The sequence below is a fragment of the Flavobacterium sp. N1736 genome, from assembly GCF_025947065.1.
GTDB lineage: Bacteria > Bacteroidota > Bacteroidia > Flavobacteriales > Flavobacteriaceae > Flavobacterium.
In genome coordinates, this window is sequence record NZ_CP109994.1 from 461,036 (window position 1) to 481,787 (window position 20,752).

The window sequence follows — 20,752 nt, forward strand, 5'->3', positions numbered from 1 at the left end:
ATTATGCTAAATGTCAGAGAAATAAATGTTTAACCAATAACCAATAATTTATGAAGAAAAATTACACTGCCTCTATTTCATTTTGTTTTGTTGTGAATCTTAATTTATAGTTAAGTAAAAGAAGCACTTTTACAATATACTTTAAGTATTTATTATTTGTCCCGAAAACGGTAAACCAAAAAATTATAAACCAGCCGTTAGTTCTATTTAACAACCAAACCTAATTGAAAAATGAAAAAGAACATTAAGATATTATCAATCTTGCTATTGATAAATTACGCAGCATTTGCTCAAAAAGATGAAATAAAAGAAGCGCAATCTTATTTTGAAAAAGGAAAAACCGAAGAAGCTTGTGCAATTCTAAAAAAAGTAGAATATCTCGTTATAAATGCTCCTGATGAAATAAAATCGGATTTCTTTTTTACAAAAGGAAATGTCTATAAAGATTTGGCAACCAAAAATATAGATGCTGCAGCAAATTTTGCTATAGCTTCCGGTGCCTATCAGGATGTACTTTTGTATGAAAACGATTCCCGCAATTACAAATATGCATTTAAGGCAAACTTAGCGTTAAAAGAAATGAAATCTAAGCTTGTAGATGGCGCTTACAGTGATTTCAAGGCAGGGAAATTTAAAGAAAGCGCAGATAAGAGCTACGAAGTGTACCAGTTTGATAAAAAAGACACCTTAAACTTACTCAATGCTGCATCAGCCTCCTTAACAGGAAAAGATTACCCATCGGCAATAAAATATTATGAAAGGCTAAAGAAAATAAACTATAGCGGAAAAGGAATTGTTTTTTATGCTACAAACAAAAAAACAAAAGAAGAAGAAGCTTTTATTAACAGAAGTGCAAGAGAATCAAATATTATAGCCGGTTTATATGAAAAACCAAGAGATGCATCGCCACCTTCTAAAAAAGAAGAAATATTAAATTCACTGGCTTTCTCGTATATGGAAACCAAAGATTATCCTAATGCCGAAAAATATTATGATGAAGGAATACAGCTCAATCAAAATTGTATTGATTGTTACATCAACCTGGCTTATGTAAAAGTGCAATTAAAAAAAGTGTTAGTGGATCAAATGGCTTTATTAGGAAACTCTCCGGCAGAAATGAAAGAATACGATAAACTGGACGCTCAAAAAGACGAAATTGTAAAAAGTGCAATTCCTTATCTGAAAAAAGCATTGATTATCGAACCCAAAAACGAAGACGCATATAAATCACTTTTGGGAATATACAGATCGCTGGATATGACAAATGAATACAATGCGTTAAAAAGCAGTCAATAAATAGAAATATCAAAAAAGCCGCTAAACTTTCTTTTTAGCGGCTTCTTCGATTATTGATTTTTTGCCAATCGTTCTCGTAATAATATCCTTCTCTAAACTCCAGCCTCTTGCAGGCGAATATTCACGTCCGTACCAAATAATCTGCAAATGTAAATCGTTCCAGATTTCTCTGGGAAATAATCTTTTCGCATCTTTTTCAGTCTGCACCACATTTTTACCGTTCGAGAGATTCCATCTGTACATCAATCTGTGAATGTGTGTATCAACCGGAAAAGCAGGAACGCCAAAAGCCTGTGACATTACAACACTTGCCGTTTTATGACCAACAGCAGGCAGCGATTCAAGCGCCTCAAAACTCTGCGGAACTTCACCATTATATTTGTCAATCAAAATCTCAGATAAACCATGAATTCCTTTTGATTTCATTGGCGACAATCCACACGGGCGAATAATTTCCTTAATTTCTTCCACCGACATTTTCACCATATCATACGGATTATCAGCTTTTGCAAAAAGCAAAGGCGTAATCTGATTTACACGAACATCTGTACATTGCGCCGAAAGCAAAACAGCAATTAATAATGTATAAGGATCCTTATGATCTAAAGGGACAGGTATAGTAGGGTAGAGTTCTTTTAACGTATTTATAACAAATTGTACGCGGGCTTCTTTATTCATTTCCGTATTTTTATTGATGTAAAAATAGCACTATTTTGATTGTGAATTGTAAATTGTAAATGGTTAATTATTTTTAAATTATTTTCTAAAATCTAAGTAGCCCTAAAATCTAAACTAGTCTAAAAATCCAATAATCTAAAAAATATAAATAAATGATAACATTACAAAAAGGTGATAAAGCACCAAACTTTTCAGGAGTAGACCAAGACGGAAAAACACATAAACTGGCTGATTATACCGGAAAAAAATTAGTAGTTTTCTTTTATCCAAAAGCAAGTACGCCGGGTTGTACCGCCGAAGCTTGTGACTTACGAGATAATTTTGAACGTTTTAAAGCTAATAATTACGAACTATTAGGCGTAAGTGCCGATAGTCAGAAAGCACAATTAAAATTCAAAGACAAATACGAATTTCCTTTTCCATTATTAGCAGATGAAGACAAATCTGTAATCAACGCGTTTGGCGTTTGGGGACCAAAGAAATTCATGGGAAAAGAATACGATGGAATTCACAGAACAACTTTCGTAATCGATGAAAACGGAATTATCGATGAGGTAATTTCACAAGTAAAAACCAAAGAACACGCCGCACAGATTTTGAAGTAGTTTTCAGTTTTCAGTCACAGTTTTTAGTTGTCAGCCTGACAAACTGCGACTTAAAACTGTGACTGAAAACTGAAAACTAAAAAAAAATCCCCAAAAAGAAAACCTTTCTTTTTGGGGATTTTTTTATGCATTTTGCTCCAATTCCTTTTCCGGATGATAACCAAAAAGGTGGTGTTCTTTTATAATTTCCGGAATACCGGTAGGAAGCATATGTTCCCAACCCGTTTTTCCCTGATTGATCATTTTTAAAACTTCGCGAGAGAAAACCTCCAGATTATGCGGATCATAATCAGCAATATCAACCACTTTTCCGTTGAATTTAAAGAATTTGTACAATTCTTTCATTCTAGGATGTACTTTTAAGTTGCTTGAATTCATTAATACACCATTTTCATCAAGCATTGGATATAAGAAAACTTTCATATCGCGGTAAAATAGTTTTCCAAAAGCTTCCAGAATTCCGCCACTTAAATGACGGTAATATTTCTCATCAAAAATATCTACTAAATTGTTAACTCCCATTGCCAATCCCATTCTGGCTTTGGTATAATTAGCAAAATATTCAACAACCTTATAATATTCCTGAAAATTTGAAATCATAACAGTTTGTCCCAGAGAACAAAGCAATTCAGCCCTGTCCATAAAGTCGCGTTCATCAATTTCACCATCCGAACGCAAATTCGAAAGTGTAATCTCAAAAACAACAAGAGTATTGTCTTTTTCAACCTTGTTTTCTTCAAGAAACATCTTTAATGATTTCTCGTACATGTCCATATTTACTTTCGTAACCGGACGGAAACTTCCTCTTAAAGCAAGAAGATTCTTTTTGTATAAAATAGCAGCAGGCAGAATATTTTTTCCTTCAGGATTAAACATTACCGCATCCGTCATTCCGTTTTTAACCAATTGTAAACTCATCAAACGATTATCAACATCAGCAAAACGGGGTCCTGAGAAGTTAATAGTATCAATTTCAAGCTGGTCTTTGTCTAAGTGATCGTATAAATAACGAAGTAATCGTTTAGGATCGTTGTATTTGTAAAAAGCACCGTAAATTAAGTTTACACCTAAAATTCCCAGTGTTTCTTGTTGAAGTCTTGCGTCAGTTTCTTTAAAACGAATGTGCAGAATAATTTCGTTATAAGCCTCGTCAGGTTCAATTTGGTATCTGATTCCAACCCAGCCGTGACCTTTAAATTGTTTGGCAAAATCTATTGTGGCAACCGTATTGGCGTAACTAAAAAAAAGTTTATTTGGATGTTTTTCACGGCTCAAACGTTCTTCGATAAGCTCACCTTCAAAAGTCAGCATTTTTTTCAAACGGTTTTCTGTCACGTATCGGCCGTCACCTTCAATACCGTAAACGGCGTCACTAAAATCTTTATCATAGGCAGACATTGCTTTTGCAATAGTTCCCGATGAACCTCCGGATCTGAAAAAATGCCTAACTGTCTCTTGTCCAGCACCAATTTCAGCAAATGTTCCGTAAATATTCTCGTTTAAATTAATGCGTAACGCTTTGTCTTTTATAGAAGGAATCTGTTCGATGACCTTGTCACCCTTGAGTTTTATTTCTGTACCCATTTTATTTTAAATAGATTTGTTACAAAGTTAGCAAATTCGGCTTCTAATGAAAGAGAAATAATCCCTATTTTTGTAAAAAAATCAAGTTCAATTGAAGATCTATTTTTTAGGTACTGGTACTTCTCAAGGTATCCCAATTATTGGGGTCGATCATCCCGTTTGTAAAAGCACTGATGCTAAGGACAAAAGGCTCCGCGTATCCATTTGGATTACGTGGGATAATCACTCGTATGTCATAGATTGCGGACCCGATTTCAGGCAGCAAATGCTGTCTTGCGGCTGCAGGCATCTTGACGCTATTTTGTTTACACACGAGCATGCAGATCATACAGCAGGTTTAGACGATATTCGCCCGTTTAATTTCAGGCAAGGCGAAATTCCTGTTTATGCACATCAGCGTGTAATTGATAATCTAAAACGCCGTTTTGATTATGTTTTTGAAACTGTAAATAAATATCCCGGCGCACCAAGTGTAAAAACCATCGAAGTTGTAAATGACAAACCTTTTGCTGTTGGCGATAAAACAGCGATTCCTGTAAATGTTATGCATGGCGAATTACAGGTTTTTGGCTACCGAATTGATGATTTTGCATATCTCACAGATGTAAAAACCATTGAAGAAGCCGAGATTAAAAAACTGCAGAATTTGAAAGTTTTAGTCGTAAATGCATTGCGTGTAGAACCTCACGATACCCATTTTAATTTGCAGGAAGCACTCGATTTTATAAATCTAGTTAAACCGGAAGTAGCTTATTTAACCCATATTAGCCACGTTTTAGGATTTCATGAAGAAGTGCAGAAACAATTGCCGGAAAATGTCTTTCTGGCTTATGACAATTTAGAAATTACAATTTAATTATATTACAAAATGAAAAAATCCTTAATGCTTTACCTTTTTATCCTTGCGATATTAATGAATATTTTTACTTATATGTTTTACAGCCGCGAAGTAAAGTTTGGTGAAGACAGATATGAGAAAACTACAAAAAAGCTTAGAGATAGTATTAATTTGGTTTCAAACCAATTAGTCGAAGCCGATTATTTTTCTTTAGCACACAATGAAAATGCTCAAAACTACTTTGATAATAGTGCAACAGGAGGAAAAATAATTCAATATGAAAAATTGATTCCCGTTGTAACCGAAAAATTATTAGACTTAAATTCCAATCCAAACGGAAATCCTTATACAGGACAAGATAAAATTGATGACAAGAAGTTTATAATCAACAAAGTCAAAATCCTGAACCACAGATGGATTATTGTTGATTTCAGTAACGGAGAATTATGGGGTGAAGCCCTGTTAAAATACTTTGTAAATGATGATGAAAGTATCTCTTTCGAAATAAATCAATCCTTGTTATATCAAAAATAAGAAAGATTTTTCCTAGATTTGTATTTAATAAATAAATAGGAAAAATGAAAAAAATATTTTTGCTTTCAGTTATAATTGGTCTTACATTTTCATGTGCTAAAAAAGTTTCTCAGGAAAACAATATAGAAACAAAACCCGCAAAAGTTGTAGTAGGCAGCGATGTTGATACTCACGGCTGCAAAGGTTCTGCAGGTTACACTTGGTCAGCTCTTAAAAATAAATGTGTTAGATTATTTGAAGCTGGTACAAAACTGGAACATGCTAAAGACGGAAAAACGTATACCAGTGTTGCCTATGTAATTTTTGAAGGAAATAAAGCCGAGCTTTTTCTTGATACTCAAAAAGAACCAATTCTTCTCGAAAGAAAATCAGAAGGTGATTCCTGGACAAAAGGCAATTTACAATTAATTCCCTGGAAAGGTTATGTATTGAAGAAAGACGGGAAGATTATTTATACAGGAGAGTAAAGTTTACAGTCGCAGTTTTTAGTTTTGAACTGCGACTTAATACTAAATACTACTCAGCCAGCCAATTCTTAAAATCAAAGAAATTCTGCGGAGCAACTCCATGACCAACAGGATATTCTTTATAAGTAACAGGAATGTTTAATTTTTCAAGAATAGCAGGAGTTTTTCTAGCCCAATCAATTGGAATAACCTGATCTACAGTTCCGTGAGAAGCGAAGATTTTTAAGTTTTTAAAGTCGTTTTTCTCAAAACCTTCTTTAATTATTTCCTCATTAAAATAACCGCTCATTGCCACAACTCTCTGAACTTTTTCAGGATAAGTAAGTGCAACCGAATAACTTAAAATAGAACCCTGGCTAAAACCAACTAAAGTTACATTGTTGGCATCAATAGGATAATTAGAAACTAATTCATCAATGAATTTTGCAATTAGATCACGAGAAGTTTTTGCTTGTTCATTATCTGAAAATTTATTCTGATCAGCATCAAAATTAATGGCGTACCAAGCGTAAGCTCCATATTGTAAATCATAAGGCGCTCTTGCTGAAATGATATAATAATTATCAGGAAGTTCTGTTGCAAACGAAAACAAATCAGCTTCGTTACTGCCGTAACCGTGTAATAAAAGCAAAACAGGATTTTTGTCTAGTATAACTTTTGGTTCTTGTATTTTATATTCTAAAGATAGATTCATTTTTGATTGTGAATTGTAAGTTGTGAATTGTGAATTGTGCAAAGTTTCAAATTTTGATAAAGCTTGTTTAGATTATTTATTAAAAATCTGTTTTTATCTGCGTTTTTGCTTGCAAATCAGCGTCATCCGTGTTCTAAATTGATACGCTGATCAACAGATTAGCTAAAGCGAAAACGTATATTTTAACGGATTTCTTTTTTATAGTTTCGAAGTTGAAATTTTACTTCAATTGGAATTTGGAATTTCAAAAATTGGAATTAAATTTATCCAATAGATTTAAACCACTTTTGAAATAGATTTCCAACTAACGGAATTGGTCTTGTTTGCCCCTGAATAGCACTAAAAATCCCATAAGTCCATAAAATTGAAATACAAATCCACATTGGGAAAGTGATAAAAAAGCTGTCGAAATTACTAATTATGGCTCCAAAAGAAATAAAAGTCAGCGATAAACCTAAAGCCTGACGAATATGAAAAGAAGCAAAACTATTTTTGTTTTCAGAGTTCATCGACATTGCAATTAAAACCCCAATTATTAAAATATAACTGGTAATGGCAATTGATTTTCCCTCTTCGATTGTATTATTCATTGTAATTATTTTGTGATAACAAGTTGATTTTGATTTAAAATTCCGTAAACAGAACCTTTAATTTCAGTTCCTAAAAAAGCAGAATTTTTAGATTTTGAAAGAATATTTTCTTTTGTAAAAGTTGATGTTCCTTCCGGAGTAAAGAAAGTAAAGCTGGCTTTTGAACCTTCTGTAATTGTATTATTTTCAATTCCGAAAATCGCTTTTCCCAAAGTCAATTTTTCGATTACAGTTTCTAAAGGCAAAACAGTCAATAACGCTCCAAAAGCACTTTCTAAACCAATAGTTCCGTTTTTTGCAGTATCAAATTCCATTTTTTTGAATTCAATATCAATCGGATTATGATCAGAAGTAATCATGTCAATTGTTCCGTCAAGAACAGCATTTATAAGCGCTTTTCTGTCGGTTTCAGTTCTCAATGGCGGCGTAACTTTAAAACGGGTATCAAAACCTTCCAGTTTTTCATCGGTAAGAACCAAATGATGTACAGCAACGCTGCAAGTTACCTGTAAACCTTTTGCTTTTGCTTCTTTAATTAATCCTACTGATTTTGCTGTAGAAATGGTCGGAATGTGAAGTTTTCCTCCCGTATATTCTAATAAAAATAAATTTCTCGAGATTTGCAGTTCTTCGGCAAGATTCGGAATTCCTTTCAAACCTAAACTTGTAGAAACAATTCCTTCATTAGCAACACCGTTTCCTTTTATGTTTGGATCCTGAGAATACGTGATTACCAAACCATCAAAATCCTGCACATATTGCAAAGCGATTTTTAGTAAATTGGCATTGTCGATACTTTTATTATAATCTCCAAAAGCGATAGCGCCGGATTTTTTCATATCAAATAATTCTGCCATATCTTTTCCTTCGCTTGCTTTTGTCAAAGCACCAATTGGAAAAAGTTCCGTAGCAAAACCATTGGCTTTATTTTTTACAAAATTTACCTGAGATTGATTGTCGATAACAGGGAAGGAGTTGGGTTGTAATGCAACGCCTGTAAAACCGCTTTTTGCCGCAACATTAAGTCCGTTTGCAATAGTTTCTCTGTCTTCGTACCCTGGTTCTCCAAACGAAACACTGCTGTCAAACCAACCTTGAGAAAGATGTAAATTATCAAATTTTACTTCGGTTGTATCCTCAATATCAAGAATTGAAGTTCCTATTTTTTCTATTAAACCATCTGCAATTAAAAGATCAACAGTCTGGTTATGAAACGGACTTTTTGAATCGATAATTTTGGCGCTTCTGATGATTATTTTCATATGTAGATTTTTTTATTCAAACATTAAATTTTTCTTACCATTAAGAGATTAAGTCAAATTAAGCTAAAGCAAAATTTAATAAACTTAATCTCTTAATGATTCAAAAAAAGAAAACTTTAAGTTTATTTTACGAATTTGATAATCGCCATTTCTAATGCTAAAAATAACAGTGCAAAGATAACAAACCATTTCCAAATTTGGCTGTCAGTTCGCTCAGTTTGTAAAGTGTTAAAAATGGTCGAAATCGTATCGGCAGTTTTAAAATCAGAAACCACATTTGTATTGACCTGACTTAAATCGCTTTCGCTTCGTTTATAATTAAAACTTAAATTTTCGACTGATTCTTTTTTATCAAAAACGCTATAATTTCCGGCAGTATCCGGGAAATCATTGAATGTTAGTTTTACCTTATTATTTAATATCTGCTGAATCGGAATAAACGAATCATCATTTCCTTTTACTTCTAAAATGGCATCTTTGCTTAATAAAACGTCAACAAAATAAGGCTGGTTATTGCCAATTGTTAAGGCGTTTACGCCCGTTTTTTGATTGTTTTGTCCCATTTTATAAAATAAAGGAACAATTAACGGAGATTGCTGAAAGTTTGAATTTGATGTATTTATTGGTGCCGAAAATACAGTAACTCCGGAAACCGGATTTTGAATCATCGTTACAAATACACTTTGATCTTCGTATGATAAAACGGCAGGATATGGACTCGAAATATCGAATGAAGTGTTTGTTTTTGGATATTGAAAGTTTGTAATTTTATTCTCAAATACGCCTGAAAATAAGGGATGATCAAAGTTAATTTTAGTGATTAATTTGTCTTTGTTTTCAAGATTTCTGAACTGAATTTTTCCAAAATTGCCTAAAAAAGAATTTAGATTTGAAATTGAACTTTTCTCCGCAGGAATTACAACAAGATTTCCACCTTTTGATACAAATGCTTTTAAAGTGGTTTGTAATGCCTGAGGAACTTCAATTAATTCATTCAGAATAATTGTATTTTGTTTTTCGAGACTATTATAATCTAAATTGCTTATTGAATAGTTGTTATAATTAAATTCGGAGGCAGTATAAATTCTCGATAAGAAGTTGCTTTTTTCAGGTTCGCCAATGCTAATTACATTTGTTTTTTTACTTTTCGAAATACTAAAATAAAGCTTGTTGTCATACGTCAAACCATTATCTTCAATAGTTACATATCCGTGGAAAGCTTCTTTTGGAATGGTGAAATTGATTTTCTTTTTCTTCGAATCGAAATTGATTATTGTTTTGGCAATCAGTTTATTTTGATTGTATAATGCCATCGAAATGGGTTTGAAATCTTCGCCATAAGCGGATAAATTTATACCTATTTCGTAGAAGTTTTCCAAAGTCTGATTGATGAAAACGCTGTCAATAGAAACATTATTTTTTTGTTCTGCTTCGGGAATTATGTAATACGGTTTTTCTTCGGTATCAATATTTTTTACATCTTTTTCGGCTAAACCAACGGCGTCTGTAATAATAACAATATCTTTTTTATGTGCTGATTTATGCGCTTTTATCTTCGCCATTATCGACGAAAGTTCAAAAGGAGTTGCGCTGTATTTTAGATTTTGTAAAGAACTTTTGGATGATTTAATATCGGTATTCCACAAGTTTTCGGTATTCGTTAACAATGAAAATTGTGCAGTTTCGGGCGTGTTTTCAAGCAATTCCTGAACGGCGCGTTTTAATAATTCGCCTTTTTTTCCTTTTGCCTGCATACTAAACGAATTATCTAAAACAATATACATTTCGTTTGCTGCATTTTTACTGTCTTTGGCTTCAAAAAAAGGCTGTGCAAAACCTAAAATCACACAAGTTAACAATAGTAAACGTGTCGCTAATAATAATCTTTTTTTGATTTTAGAACTTTTTCGGGTTTGTACGGCAAGTTCTTTAAGGAAACGAACATTTGTGAAATAAGAGGTTTTAAAACGTCGTAATTGAAATAAATGAACCAAAATTGGAACAATCAATAAAAAGAGAAAGTATAGAATTTCGGGCTGTTTAAAGTGCATTCTGGCTTTGATTTACTTCGCTACGTTTTGTTTTTCGCAAAGATACTGGTCAAAAATACAAATTTGTTGAGAGTAAAAGCTTGCAAATGCTAACTTTTTATTTAAAAATTTATGCCACAGATTAAAAGATTATCAAAGAGTACTATTTGAATAAAAAATCTTATTAATCTGTGTAATCTGTGGTCTGGTAAAAAGATATGAAAAATGTAACTTTTGAAATTTCATTTGTAACAAAAAAGAAACTTTCTAATAAGAATATTGAGTATTTTAGCTAATTCAAAAAACAATAAAAAACTATGAAAAGATTATATATGCTGTTTTTTTCAGCTTTAGCTTTTACAACTTCACAGGCACAAAATAAATTCAATTTATTGGTTGGAACTTATACAAATACATGTCAGAGCAACGGAATTTATGTTTATGAATTTGATGCGAATTCCGGTAATTTTAAATTGAAAAATTCTTCTGAAAATGTTTTGAGTCCGAGTTATTTATCAGCTTCTGCAGATAATAAATTTATTTATGCCGTAAACGAAAACGGAACTCAAAGTACAGTAAGTGCTTTTGGATATAATTCGAAATCAGGAAAACTTAATTTTCTAAATAAAAATGTCTCTTTAGGCGCAGATCCTTGTCATTTAATTAATGATTCTCAAAACGTAATTGTAGCCAACTATTCTGGCGGAAGTATCGCTGTTTTTAAGAAAAAAGCTGACGGAAGTATTACAGAAGTACAGCAATTAGTTCAGCATGAAGGGAAAGGTCCAAATGCGGCACGTCAGGAAAAAGCACACGTACATATGGTTGTTTTTTCTCCGGATAAAAAGTTCGTTTTATCAAATGATTTAGGAATGGATAAAGTGTTTATCTACAAATACAATTCGGCTTCTAAAAATGAAATTTTGACATTAAAAGGAAGTGTTGACGTAAAAGCGGGAAGCGGTCCAAGACATTTGACTTTCAGCAAAGACGGTAAATTTGTTTATTTGGTTCAGGAATTAGACGGAACGCTGACGACTTTTAGTTATGATAAAACCGGAAGCTTAAAATTAATCGCTGAAACGAGTATTCTTGCAAAAGATTTTAAAGGCGGTACAGGCGCGGCTGCTATCAAAATTTCGCCTGATGGAAAGTTTTTATATGTAACAGATCGCGTAGATGCGAACAATATTTCGGTTTATAAAATTCTTAAAAACGGAAGTATCGAACTGGTTGAACAGCAAAGCACTTTAGGAAAAGGACCAAGAGATTTTACAATCGATCCAACAGGAAATTACCTTTTAGTAGGACATCAATATACCAATAATATAGTAGTCTTTAAAAGAGATAAACTCACAGGAAAACTTAAAGACACCGGAAAAAGAATCGAATTGTGTTCTCCGGTTGGGTTGATTTTTACGAAAATATAGGTTATAAAGGGGCAAAGGTTCAGAGGTACAAAGGTTCAAAGGTTTCTATTGTATGTAAAATAAAAAGGCTCAAAGATCTAAAGTTTCAAGTTATTAAACTTTATTCTAGATCTTTGAGTCTTTTTTATATTTTTAAACTTAGAACCTCAGCACTTAGAAACTTTAGGAGCAAACCCTTGTGTCTTTGTAGCTATGAACCTTTGTCCCTAAAAAAACTTATTTGTCCTTATCTTTTCTCTTTTTATCCCTTGTTTTCAACATATTTCTATTGACAGATCCGTGGGTTTTCTTTTTAGTTTTTGAAGGTCCGCCAAGATTGACTTTTTTATTCTTTTTATCTTTTTCATGAAAAGCACCATCACCTTTTAGTGTTTGTTTTTTCATTAAAAACTTAATCGGCTGTTTGTCTTTTTCAGGCTCGATTAATTTCGCTGAAATTTCGACTTCTTCAGGGAAATCAGCAATTTCCAGTTCCTGATTCATTAATACTTCAACTTCAACTTTAAATTCTTCTTCACGAGGAGTGATAAAACTTATTGCTGTTCCCGTTGCATCTGCACGACCAGTACGACCAATTCTGTGCATGTATAATTCAGGAAATTCAGGAAGTTCAAAGTTAATAACGTGAGAGATATTCGAAATATCCAAACCTCTCGCCATAATATCGGTTGTAATTAATCCGCGAAGATTTCCTTCCTGAAATTCAGCCATGGTGCTCAAACGATAATTTTGAGATTTATTGGAGTGAATTACACCAAATTGTCCTTCAAAATCTTCTTCAATTCGGGTATGAAGCATGTCTGAAATCTTTTTATTATTCACAAAAACCAAAACACGTTCCATGCTTTCGTTTGTCTGTAATAAATGTTTCAGCAAGTTTACTTTTGTATTGAAATTAGGAACATTATAGGTGATTTGAGTAATATTTTCAAGCGGAGTTCCAGAAGCGGCAAGTGTAACTTCTTCGGGAAAATCAAAAAAGTCATTCAAAACAGCATCAACTTCATCTGTCATTGTTGCAGAGAATAAAATGTTCTGACGTTTGGTTTTCATCATCGCCAAAAGCGCTGTTAATTGTGTACGAAAACCTAGATTCAGCATTTCGTCAAACTCATCAATAACTAATTTTTGAGTTTCATCAAAACGAATTACGGCGTCAAGTGCTAAATCCATTGTTCTACCCGGTGTTCCAACTAAAATATCAACACCTTCGTAAACAGCTTTTTTTTGTGTATTTATATTTACGCCACCAAAAATACCAAGTGTACTAACTGACATATATTTAGTTAATTTCTCGATTTCTTCTACAACCTGAACTACTAATTCTCGCGTTGGTACCAGAATTACAATTTTTGGTGTATTGGTTGGGGTAAATTTGTATAGTTTTAAAAGAGGCAATAAATATGCAAATGTTTTACCGGTACCGGTTTGTGCAATTCCCATCATATCGCGACCTGACATAATCACAGAAAAGGATTTTTCCTGAATAGGAGTTGGTGTAACAAATCCTAATTCGTCGATTGCTTTTTGTACTGATTTTGGAAGATTGAATTTTTCGAAAGTGCTCATTTACATTAAATTTTGTGCAAATGTACGTTAAATTCGTGGTTTTTTGTTAGATTTTTATTATTGAAACTCCGCTCAGCCTGAGAAATGAATATATTTAAGAGTTTAAAACCCTTCGAAAACGCCTAAACCAAATAAGGCAAAATCATATTTTACGGGATCTTTTGCATCCATTTTGCGAAGTTGTAAATCTAGTTCTGCTAATGCTTTTCCGTCGTTTTGTTTTCGCGAAAGAATTCCCAGTTTGCGGGCTACGTTGCCGGAATGAACATCAAGCGGACAAGATAATGCAGCCGGAGAAATGGCTTTCCAAATGCCTAAATCAACTCCTTTTGTGTCCTGACGTACCATCCAGCGCAAATACATGTTGATTCTTTTTGCTGCGGAATTATTTAACGGATCTGAAATATGTTTTTGTGTTCTTGGCAAATGATCGATTTCGAAAAATATTTTTTTGAATTCGCTGATGCTTTTCTGTAAACTATCTTTTTCCTGATTTTTTGCAAAAACATTTTCTAAGCCGCCATGATTTTTATAAATGTGTTGTAAACCTTTTATAAAACCGCCAAAATCTTTTCCGTTAAAGGTGCGGTGCACAAAATTTCCCAGTCTTTCCAAGTCTTCATCAGAATGTGACATGACAAAATCATAAGGTGTGTTTCCCATTAATTCCATCATTTGATGGGAGTTTTTGATAATCATTTTGCGGTTTCCCCAAGCGATTGTTGCGCTTAAAAAACCGGCAATTTCGATGTCTTCTTTTTGTGAAAATAAATGAGGAATCTGCACGGGATCACTTTCAATAAAATCCTGATTGTTATATTGAATGACTTTCTCGTCGAGAAATTCTTTGAGTTCTTTTTGGTTCATGTTCTAATTACTAATCTGACCGTCGACCATGACTAATTTTCTGTCTGCCATATTTGCCAGTTCTTCGTTGTGGGTTACAATTACAAAGGTTTGCCCGAATTCGTCGCGAAGCTGAAAAAATAATTGATGTAAATTTTCGGCAGATTGTGTGTCCAGATTTCCGGAAGGTTCATCGGCAAAAATAACATCAGGTTTGTTGATTAAAGCTCTGGCAACGGCAACACGCTGTTGTTCTCCGCCCGAAAGTTCGTTTGGTTTATGATTAATTCTGTGTGATAAACCTAAATATTCGAGAAGCTTTTTGGCTTCTTTTTCGGCTTCGGCTTTTGATTTATTGGCCATAAAAGCAGGAATACAAACGTTTTCTAAAGCTGTAAATTCAGGTAATAATTGATGAAACTGAAAGATAAAACCAAGGTTTAGGTTTCTAAAAGTAGATAATGTTTTGTCTTTTTTACTTTTCTTTTTGAAATATCTGACATAATAAATAAACATGAAAAGAATTGGCAATAACATGACACCAACCGCAACTAATCTCAAAGTATCATCGTAGATTTTGGCTCTGAAAAACAATAAAAACACAATAAAAATAATCGCATAAATACTTCCTGTCCAGGTAATAATTTTGAATGTTCTTTCTTCTTTCGAATTGTCTTTTTCGACATCCTGCAGCGTTAAAATATCTTGTCCGTTAATGGTTAATGACGAATTTGTATTTTGTTCCGGTTTATCTAAAGTTCCTAAAATTTGAAGTAAAGTGGTTTTTCCGGCTCCGGAAGCACCAACTATTGAAACAATTTCTCCTTTTTTAATATGTAAATCGACTCCCTTTAAAACTTCGAGTTTGTCGTAGAATTTATGTATGTTTTTTGCGTCTATCATTTTGAAACTGTTTCTACAAAGAAACAAAGATTATGATTAGAATCAAATTGCAAAATCAAAAATCAATTGCAAAAATCAATTGCAAAAATCAATTACAAAAATCAAATCCAAATTCAAAGAATCTATAATCTAAAATCTATAATTAAAAAACTGGCTTGAAAATTGAAGAAGTGGTAATTAAGAAAAATAATAAGAGTTAAAAATAAATCTAACTCGTGATTTATTTTTAAATTCGAATAAATCTAAATGAAATAAAAATGCAGGATTTGAATGTTACAAACGACGAAAGAATGCGAAAACTCCTTTTAGGGATTCTTTTTGATGGTATTGGTATGATTTCGTTTTCGGTTCCGCTTCTTGGTGAGTTTTCAGATGTAATCTGGGCGCCAATTGCTGCTTTTATTATGAGCAGAATGTATAAAGGGCGAGTAGGAAAGGTGGCTGGTTTTTTGACTTTTGTTGAAGAAATCATTCCGTTTACGGATATAATTCCATCCTTTACAATTACGTGGATTTATACTTATTTTTTTCAGAGACAAAAAAATGAAACTATAGATGCTGATTAAATAGCAGTATACTTTATAAAAAAATGGCAACTTATTACGGTTGCCATTTTTGTTTTTAAATCTTATTGCACGATAATCTTTTTTACATGTAAGACTTCTTTTGTGTCCGGATTTGAAAATTTCAAAATAAAAACTCCTTTTGATTGTATTTGGATATTTTCCTGTGTTTTTCCGCTAATGTTTCGTTTTGTTATTTCTTTTCCTAAAATATCATACACTTTAAGTTCTGCTTTTGGAAGATCGTTTTGCATTAAAATCGAGAAAGAACCGTTATTTGGCACGGGCCAAACTTTAAAACCCGTTTCTGATTCTTTATTTACCTGACTTATTGTTAAGTTTGGTGATCCGTTAAGAATATTGACTTTACGGGTCATTGTTCCGCCTTCATTATCGGTTACGGTAAAATTAAATGAAGCTAAACCTGCCGTTGTTGGCGTAAATTCAACAATATTTGAAGCTAAAACTGCAGTTCCGTTTACCACATTTGATATTGAATATGTAACTCCGCTGGTAAAACCTCTTGACAATTTTTGAATGTTGATGTTGATTTTAGTCCCGTTTGGAGATTCATAATGCGGAAGTGAAATCCATTGTAAATATTTATCCAGATTGGTGTAACCATCCAAATCAGCATCTGCATTTGCATCTGAAAAATCTCCGGTTCCAGAATTTGTATTTGTTCCTATAATGTTTTCCCACCAATTTGGTAATCCATCCTGATCAGTATCCCAATTTGCATCTCTGGTTACTGCAGGATATGATTCGTAACCGCCAACATCTGATTCGTTGTCCGGAAATCCGGGTTTATCAGTTACACTTCCTCTTATAGAATAAGTTCCGTTTAGTGTTTCTGTAATTATTCTGTCGTCATGATCGTCGAATACAGGTTGCGTACAGCCCACATCTGAAAGTACAATTTTATAAGCATTTTTGGCAGATTGCGTTGTTACATAAGATGGAAAAAACGGTGTGTTTACAAAATTTTCGAAAGAAACGGTAATTCCCGAAGCTTTTCTTCCAATGGTTTGATTGGTTTCATTAAAATAACCTGGCATAACATTTCCGCTAAAATAACATTGCTGCATTCCTGTTCCTGCGCCTTCATTTTGCTGATTAAAAGCGACAAATATTTTTGAACCTGCACCGGGTTTGTAATAGTTGTTTACAAAATTAACTTCTTTAGTTCCGCCATCTGTGGTTCTTGAACCCCAATTATAAACTACATTATTGGTAATATCCATTTTGCCTGCATAAGCGCCGCTTCCGTCTAATCCACCGCCAAGACTCCAGTTTCGTCCATAACAATGTGCTAAAAGATTATGGTGAAAACTTCCAATATCGCCTCCAATAGTTGCAGCGTAACCATGCTCAGTTCCGGCAGGATAATTTTGATGTCCGGCAGCATTGAGCGCTTCTGAAATTAAGGTTTTTTGTAATGTTATATTTTTTCCTGATCGGGAACTAAAAGCTTCATCTATTGTCCAGCTTATCGAGCAATGATCAATAATGCTGTTGTCAGCGCCCGTTAAACCCATTCCGTCATATGTTGCACCGCCGCCAACACGAACTCTTACGTTTTGAACTACAGCATCATTACCGGTTACACCAAAAGGGGCAGAACGAATGCAAATTCCTTTTCCGGGAGCAGTTTGCCCTGCAACTGTAACATAAGGCTGGCTTAAAACTAAACGAGAAGTAAGCTGGATGATTCCTGAAGTATTAAAAACGATAGTTCTTGGTCCGATATCATTGGTAACGGCGTCGCGAAAACTTCCCGGTCCGCTATCATTTAAATTGGTTACTGCAACGACTTTTCCGCCTCTTCCTCCGCGGGCAAATCTTCCGTATCCTTCGGCTTCAGGAAAAGCAAGTTGTGCAGGTCTGAATCGCCATACATTTCCTTTTTCGATTTCGCTATTGGCAAGAACTTCATCAATTCGCCAATAATAGGTAGCGCCTGTGTATAAACCGTTTACCTGATATGATACATTTGTTTTTATTTGATTGCCTTTATATTCTGCCGACGATGTTGTGGCAGCTTCTACAGCTGCAGGATCTGTTCCAAAATAAACATTGTGCGATACTGCATTTGTTGCTGATGTCCATTGTAATAATTTACCTCCGGAATTTAATTCAACATGTTCGTCATTGTGTTTTGGATTTGGATTTATTGCCTGAAAGAAAATATTTGGTGTATTTAATTCAAACCCGTTTAACATCACATTTTTGATATTTTCAGTTCCTGATGTTTCAGCAGCAAATACAATTACTACATCAGTATTGGCGACAGCCTGAAATTTTAAATAAGCTGATTTCGCATCTGCTGTTTTTGTGGCTCTGATACTTGGAATTACATTATCAAAAACTAAATTTCCGTTTACAGAAATATCAATTGGGCTAAACGTGTTTCCCGACGGACTATCTACTGCATTTAAAAATGCTAATAAGGTATGATTTCCGGCTGCTAATCCGCTAATTCGGAGTTCTATTTGCGCGCCAAGATTTGCAGTTGTACCTTTTACGGTTAATCCGTCAGAAATTAATCTGGCGTAATATGGAGACTGAATTCCTGTTTTGTACCAATTTGTACCAAGAGCATCACCTTTGTCTCCAATTCTTGTCATGGTAAATGTGATTCCGTTTTCTGTATAAGTACTTGAATTTCCGGAAGCAATTACCCATGTGGTATATTCGGGTTCATTTACTTCTGTTTTGGGTCTTCCAGATTGATCAAAATCAATCTTCACTACGGGGTTTTGGGCAAAAATTGTAGTGACCGAAATTGTAAGGCAGCATAATGCCATTACAAAATGTAATTTCATAGAGGTTTGTGACATTTTGAGATTTTTTTGGGTTAGTTAGGTTAAGTATTCGCTCACTTTTTTTAAAAGCAAATATTTTAAAGACATCAATAAATTGTAATTATCTTCTTTCTTTTAAATATTTAACTTTATGGTTATGAGTAGTGTAAAGATTACAAATACTTAAAATAAAACTATCCTGCACAATCCTGTAAAAATGTATTTTTGATATTATTTGTAATATAAAAATACGGTAAGTGTATTTTTTATATTAAAATTTTATCTAATTAATTTAATTAAGGTTAAAAGTAGTAGTGCGTGAAGTAGGCGGAAATGTTGAAATTTTCGTGTGAGTTGGTTCAATAAAATCAAATAAGAGATTACCGATTTAGTAAAAATTAAAGTTAAGATTTTTTTTTAGAAAAAAACAATTTTGACTAATTTGAGTAGAATTAATCTTTAAACATAAATCCTAATCCCATACTTTTAAGCATTCTTTTTTCGAAAGCCCAAAAGAAACGAAACTGTCCAAAAACAGTTCCTATAGCAACCAATAAAACCTGATAAATTGGGAAAATAATAATTAAGCGAATTAAGGTAAACCAGCCGCCAAAATCTTCTTTGGTAATACCTAACCATACACAAAATGGTTTAGACAGCCATGCAGATGCCGATCCGGTGATGGCAAAAACGATAAATATGATGACGAATTGAAAATTTGAGGTAATGCCCCAACGTTGTTTTAATTTATTCATTTTTATGCATAATGATTACAAATATAACAACATTATCTTGATGGAACATATCCCCAAAGCTTTTGTTTATAAGTATTTTGAAAATAAATCATGTAGTTGTAAATAAGGTAATTTACTTCGTAACCATACTTAATAGTTGGATTGTAATTAATGCTCATTTCATATAAGTCAGGATTGTATCGCTGTGGCTGTAAAACCCGATTATTCCATTCTGTAACATACAAATTGTTTTTGTTTTCAAGATATGATAGCGAATGATAATTTCTTGGATAAGCCCGCGATGCCAGCCAGGTACTAAATCCGTTATCGATAATAATCACTTCATACTCCAAAGAATCATTTGCAATTCGAACGGTATCATTTACAGCAACGTTTCGTTTTACTGCCGTGTCAATTGGTTTTTGAGCCGTAGAACACGCAATTACAGTAAACAAAACAATTAATATGTAAATACAATTTTTCATGAGGTTAAATTCGAACTTAAATTTACGAATTTTTTTTTAAAGTTGCTAAGATTTAAAGTTGCTGAGATTCAAAGCTACTAAGTTGCTAAGATTCTAAGTTTTTAAGTTCATAAAAAAAGCTGTTTGCTTAATGCAAACAGCTTTTTTTTTAATAGACTAAAGTTTAAAGTCTTAGAGACTTAGAGACTTAGCAACTTAGAATCTTAGGAACTTTGAGCCTTTGGACCTTTGCCTCTATGAACCTTCTTCTTATTTACTCCCAAATAATTTACCAATAAATCCTGCGATTCCGCCTTTGGTTTTAGTAACTACTAAAACATCGGCTACATCAACTTTTCCGTCTGCGTTTTGGTCTAAACCAAATTGCATTCCGTATTTAGAAATAGTGTCCATAATGCCTGAAGCCTGACCGCTGTTTCCTGCGATAGAACTGATAATATCTGAAATTTGAAAACCACTGTCATTTGGATCTTTCGCTTTATTAACTAACGAATTTAAAACCTGAGGAATCATGCTTGCTGCAACACCGGAAGAAGCGGTACTGCTTAAACCAAATTTTTCGCCAAGAGTTCCTGATAACTGTTGTGTAATTTGCTGAACAACCGGATTAGAACTGTCTATAGGTGAGTTTACATTAAATAAACCGGCTAATTGTTCTGCACCGCCTTCTGAAGCAATTTTTTGCAGTCCTGCAAATATAGAGTTGCTTGTTTCTTTTACTACGGCATCGTTTTGCTCATTTGGAATTGCGTCGTTTTTTACGATGGCATCTCCTCCGTATTGTTGTACTAATTGCGTTAATTGTTCAAACATGATTTTAAGAATTTAAATTAGACGTCA

At 33.5% G+C, this 20,752-nt stretch carries 19 protein-coding genes and 2 pseudogenes; 7 read left to right on the plus strand and 14 right to left on the minus strand.

From position 1 onward, the window contains the following. The first annotated feature begins 231 nt into the window (after positions 1-231). Positions 232-1,296 (plus strand): tetratricopeptide repeat protein, encoded by a 1,065-nt coding sequence (locus OLM54_RS01975; RefSeq protein ID WP_264536936.1) that lies wholly within the window; start codon positions 232-234, stop codon positions 1,294-1,296. A gap of 21 nt (positions 1,297-1,317) precedes the next feature. Here OLM54_RS01975 and OLM54_RS01980 read toward each other — a convergent pair whose 3' ends face one another. Further along, the gene (locus OLM54_RS01980) at positions 1,318-1,974 is read right to left on the minus strand and encodes an endonuclease III domain-containing protein (RefSeq protein WP_264536937.1); all 657 of its coding nucleotides are present in this window, start codon (positions 1,972-1,974) and stop codon (positions 1,318-1,320) included. 152 nt (positions 1,975-2,126) lie between these two features. Here OLM54_RS01980 and bcp point away from each other — a divergent pair, with 152 nt between their 5' ends. Then, positions 2,127-2,579 (plus strand): thioredoxin-dependent thiol peroxidase, encoded by a 453-nt coding sequence (bcp, locus tag OLM54_RS01985; protein WP_264536938.1) that lies wholly within the window; start codon positions 2,127-2,129, stop codon positions 2,577-2,579. 123 nt (positions 2,580-2,702) lie between these two features. On the opposite strand, the gene OLM54_RS01990 is transcribed toward bcp, so the two are convergent. Next, entirely contained in the window at positions 2,703-4,163 is a 1,461-nt protein-coding gene (locus OLM54_RS01990) for a TonB-dependent receptor (protein ID WP_264536939.1), read from the minus strand. A 91-nt stretch (positions 4,164-4,254) separates the two neighbouring features. On the opposite strand from OLM54_RS01990, the gene OLM54_RS01995 reads away from it, so the two are divergent. From OLM54_RS01995 to OLM54_RS02005, 3 genes are read left to right on the plus strand one after another with little or no spacing between them, the layout of a single operon-like run. Further along, positions 4,255-5,019: an MBL fold metallo-hydrolase gene (locus tag OLM54_RS01995; RefSeq protein WP_264536940.1), complete on the plus strand. Its 765-nt coding sequence runs from the start codon at positions 4,255-4,257 to the stop codon at positions 5,017-5,019. A 12-nt stretch (positions 5,020-5,031) separates the two neighbouring features. After that, positions 5,032-5,535, plus strand: a complete 504-nt coding sequence (locus tag OLM54_RS02000; protein ID WP_264536941.1) for a hypothetical protein — start codon at positions 5,032-5,034, stop codon at positions 5,533-5,535. A 44-nt stretch (positions 5,536-5,579) separates the two neighbouring features. After that, positions 5,580-6,002: a hypothetical protein gene (locus OLM54_RS02005; RefSeq protein ID WP_264536942.1), complete on the plus strand. Its 423-nt coding sequence runs from the start codon at positions 5,580-5,582 to the stop codon at positions 6,000-6,002. A 49-nt stretch (positions 6,003-6,051) separates the two neighbouring features. Here OLM54_RS02005 and OLM54_RS02010 read toward each other — a convergent pair whose 3' ends face one another. The 4 genes from OLM54_RS02010 to OLM54_RS02025 form a co-directional block, all read right to left on the minus strand. Continuing rightward, complete coding sequence (locus OLM54_RS02010) at positions 6,052-6,696, minus strand: alpha/beta hydrolase (protein ID WP_264536943.1); 645 nt, start codon at positions 6,694-6,696, stop codon at positions 6,052-6,054. A 263-nt stretch (positions 6,697-6,959) separates the two neighbouring features. Then, positions 6,960-7,286 (minus strand): hypothetical protein, encoded by a 327-nt coding sequence (locus OLM54_RS02015; protein WP_264536944.1) that lies wholly within the window; start codon positions 7,284-7,286, stop codon positions 6,960-6,962. Positions 7,287-7,291: 5 nt separating this feature from the next. Then, positions 7,292-8,548: a dihydroorotase gene (locus tag OLM54_RS02020; RefSeq protein ID WP_264536945.1), complete on the minus strand. Its 1,257-nt coding sequence runs from the start codon at positions 8,546-8,548 to the stop codon at positions 7,292-7,294. Between the two features lie 122 nt (positions 8,549-8,670). After that, a complete protein-coding gene (locus OLM54_RS02025) occupies positions 8,671-10,599 on the minus strand; it encodes a BatA domain-containing protein (RefSeq protein ID WP_264536946.1) in 1,929 nt (642 codons plus the stop codon). A 296-nt stretch (positions 10,600-10,895) separates the two neighbouring features. Here OLM54_RS02025 and OLM54_RS02030 point away from each other — a divergent pair, with 296 nt between their 5' ends. Next, entirely contained in the window at positions 10,896-12,008 is a 1,113-nt protein-coding gene (locus tag OLM54_RS02030; protein ID WP_264536947.1) for a lactonase family protein, read from the plus strand. 216 nt (positions 12,009-12,224) lie between these two features. On the opposite strand, the gene OLM54_RS02035 is transcribed toward OLM54_RS02030, so the two are convergent. The 4 genes and pseudogenes from OLM54_RS02035 to OLM54_RS21600 form a co-directional block, all read right to left on the minus strand. Then, complete coding sequence (locus OLM54_RS02035; protein WP_264536948.1) at positions 12,225-13,577, minus strand: DEAD/DEAH box helicase; 1,353 nt, start codon at positions 13,575-13,577, stop codon at positions 12,225-12,227. Positions 13,578-13,679: 102 nt separating this feature from the next. Further along, positions 13,680-14,444 carry a TIGR02757 family protein gene (locus tag OLM54_RS02040; RefSeq protein WP_264536949.1) on the minus strand — a complete coding sequence of 255 codons (765 nt, stop codon included), beginning with the start codon at positions 14,442-14,444 and terminating at the stop codon, positions 13,680-13,682. A gap of 3 nt (positions 14,445-14,447) precedes the next feature. Then, positions 14,448-14,897 (minus strand): annotated as a pseudogene (locus OLM54_RS21595) (ABC transporter ATP-binding protein); the annotation flags it as partial. A 213-nt stretch (positions 14,898-15,110) separates the two neighbouring features. Then, positions 15,111-15,326 (minus strand): annotated as a pseudogene (locus OLM54_RS21600) (ATP-binding cassette domain-containing protein); the annotation flags it as partial. 257 nt (positions 15,327-15,583) lie between these two features. Between OLM54_RS21600 and OLM54_RS02050 the strand changes: the two are divergent. Continuing rightward, positions 15,584-15,892, plus strand: a complete 309-nt coding sequence (locus OLM54_RS02050) for a hypothetical protein (protein ID WP_264536951.1) — start codon at positions 15,584-15,586, stop codon at positions 15,890-15,892. Positions 15,893-15,954: 62 nt separating this feature from the next. Here the strand turns inward: OLM54_RS02050 and OLM54_RS02055 are convergent, their stop codons facing one another. The 4 genes from OLM54_RS02055 to OLM54_RS02070 form a co-directional block, all read right to left on the minus strand. Then, complete coding sequence (locus tag OLM54_RS02055) at positions 15,955-18,729, minus strand: T9SS type A sorting domain-containing protein (protein WP_264536952.1); 2,775 nt, start codon at positions 18,727-18,729, stop codon at positions 15,955-15,957. Positions 18,730-19,145: 416 nt separating this feature from the next. Then, positions 19,146-19,448 (minus strand): DUF6787 family protein, encoded by a 303-nt coding sequence (locus tag OLM54_RS02060; protein WP_264536953.1) that lies wholly within the window; start codon positions 19,446-19,448, stop codon positions 19,146-19,148. 32 nt (positions 19,449-19,480) lie between these two features. Continuing rightward, positions 19,481-19,912, minus strand: a complete 432-nt coding sequence (locus OLM54_RS02065; RefSeq protein ID WP_264536954.1) for a DUF6146 family protein — start codon at positions 19,910-19,912, stop codon at positions 19,481-19,483. A gap of 249 nt (positions 19,913-20,161) precedes the next feature. Continuing rightward, positions 20,162-20,725 carry a hypothetical protein gene (locus OLM54_RS02070; RefSeq protein ID WP_264536955.1) on the minus strand — a complete coding sequence of 188 codons (564 nt, stop codon included), beginning with the start codon at positions 20,723-20,725 and terminating at the stop codon, positions 20,162-20,164. Positions 20,726-20,752: the final 27 nt, after the last annotated feature.

What these genes read in the sequence shown, in the direction of transcription:
- OLM54_RS01975 (WP_264536936.1), top strand. Translation starts at nt 232, where the DNA reads ATGAAAAAGAACATTAAGATATTATCAATCTTGCTATTGATAAATTAC.
- OLM54_RS01980 (WP_264536937.1), bottom strand. Translation starts at nt 1,974, where the DNA reads ATGAATAAAGAAGCCCGCGTACAATTTGTTATAAATACGTTAAAAGAA.
- bcp (WP_264536938.1), top strand. Translation starts at nt 2,127, where the DNA reads ATGATAACATTACAAAAAGGTGATAAAGCACCAAACTTTTCAGGAGTA.
- OLM54_RS01990 (WP_264536939.1), bottom strand. Translation starts at nt 4,163, where the DNA reads ATGGGTACAGAAATAAAACTCAAGGGTGACAAGGTCATCGAACAGATT.
- OLM54_RS02000 (WP_264536941.1), top strand. Translation starts at nt 5,032, where the DNA reads ATGAAAAAATCCTTAATGCTTTACCTTTTTATCCTTGCGATATTAATG.
- OLM54_RS02005 (WP_264536942.1), top strand. Translation starts at nt 5,580, where the DNA reads ATGAAAAAAATATTTTTGCTTTCAGTTATAATTGGTCTTACATTTTCA.
- OLM54_RS02010 (WP_264536943.1), bottom strand. Translation starts at nt 6,696, where the DNA reads ATGAATCTATCTTTAGAATATAAAATACAAGAACCAAAAGTTATACTA.
- OLM54_RS02015 (WP_264536944.1), bottom strand. Translation starts at nt 7,286, where the DNA reads ATGAATAATACAATCGAAGAGGGAAAATCAATTGCCATTACCAGTTAT.
- OLM54_RS02020 (WP_264536945.1), bottom strand. Translation starts at nt 8,548, where the DNA reads ATGAAAATAATCATCAGAAGCGCCAAAATTATCGATTCAAAAAGTCCG.
- OLM54_RS02025 (WP_264536946.1), bottom strand. Translation starts at nt 10,599, where the DNA reads ATGCACTTTAAACAGCCCGAAATTCTATACTTTCTCTTTTTATTGATT.
- OLM54_RS02030 (WP_264536947.1), top strand. Translation starts at nt 10,896, where the DNA reads ATGAAAAGATTATATATGCTGTTTTTTTCAGCTTTAGCTTTTACAACT.
- OLM54_RS02035 (WP_264536948.1), bottom strand. Translation starts at nt 13,577, where the DNA reads ATGAGCACTTTCGAAAAATTCAATCTTCCAAAATCAGTACAAAAAGCA.
- OLM54_RS02040 (WP_264536949.1), bottom strand. Translation starts at nt 14,444, where the DNA reads ATGAACCAAAAAGAACTCAAAGAATTTCTCGACGAGAAAGTCATTCAA.
- OLM54_RS02050 (WP_264536951.1), top strand. Translation starts at nt 15,584, where the DNA reads ATGCAGGATTTGAATGTTACAAACGACGAAAGAATGCGAAAACTCCTT.
- OLM54_RS02055 (WP_264536952.1), bottom strand. Translation starts at nt 18,729, where the DNA reads ATGTCACAAACCTCTATGAAATTACATTTTGTAATGGCATTATGCTGC.
- OLM54_RS02060 (WP_264536953.1), bottom strand. Translation starts at nt 19,448, where the DNA reads ATGAATAAATTAAAACAACGTTGGGGCATTACCTCAAATTTTCAATTC.
- OLM54_RS02065 (WP_264536954.1), bottom strand. Translation starts at nt 19,912, where the DNA reads ATGAAAAATTGTATTTACATATTAATTGTTTTGTTTACTGTAATTGCG.
- OLM54_RS02070 (WP_264536955.1), bottom strand. Translation starts at nt 20,725, where the DNA reads ATGTTTGAACAATTAACGCAATTAGTACAACAATACGGAGGAGATGCC.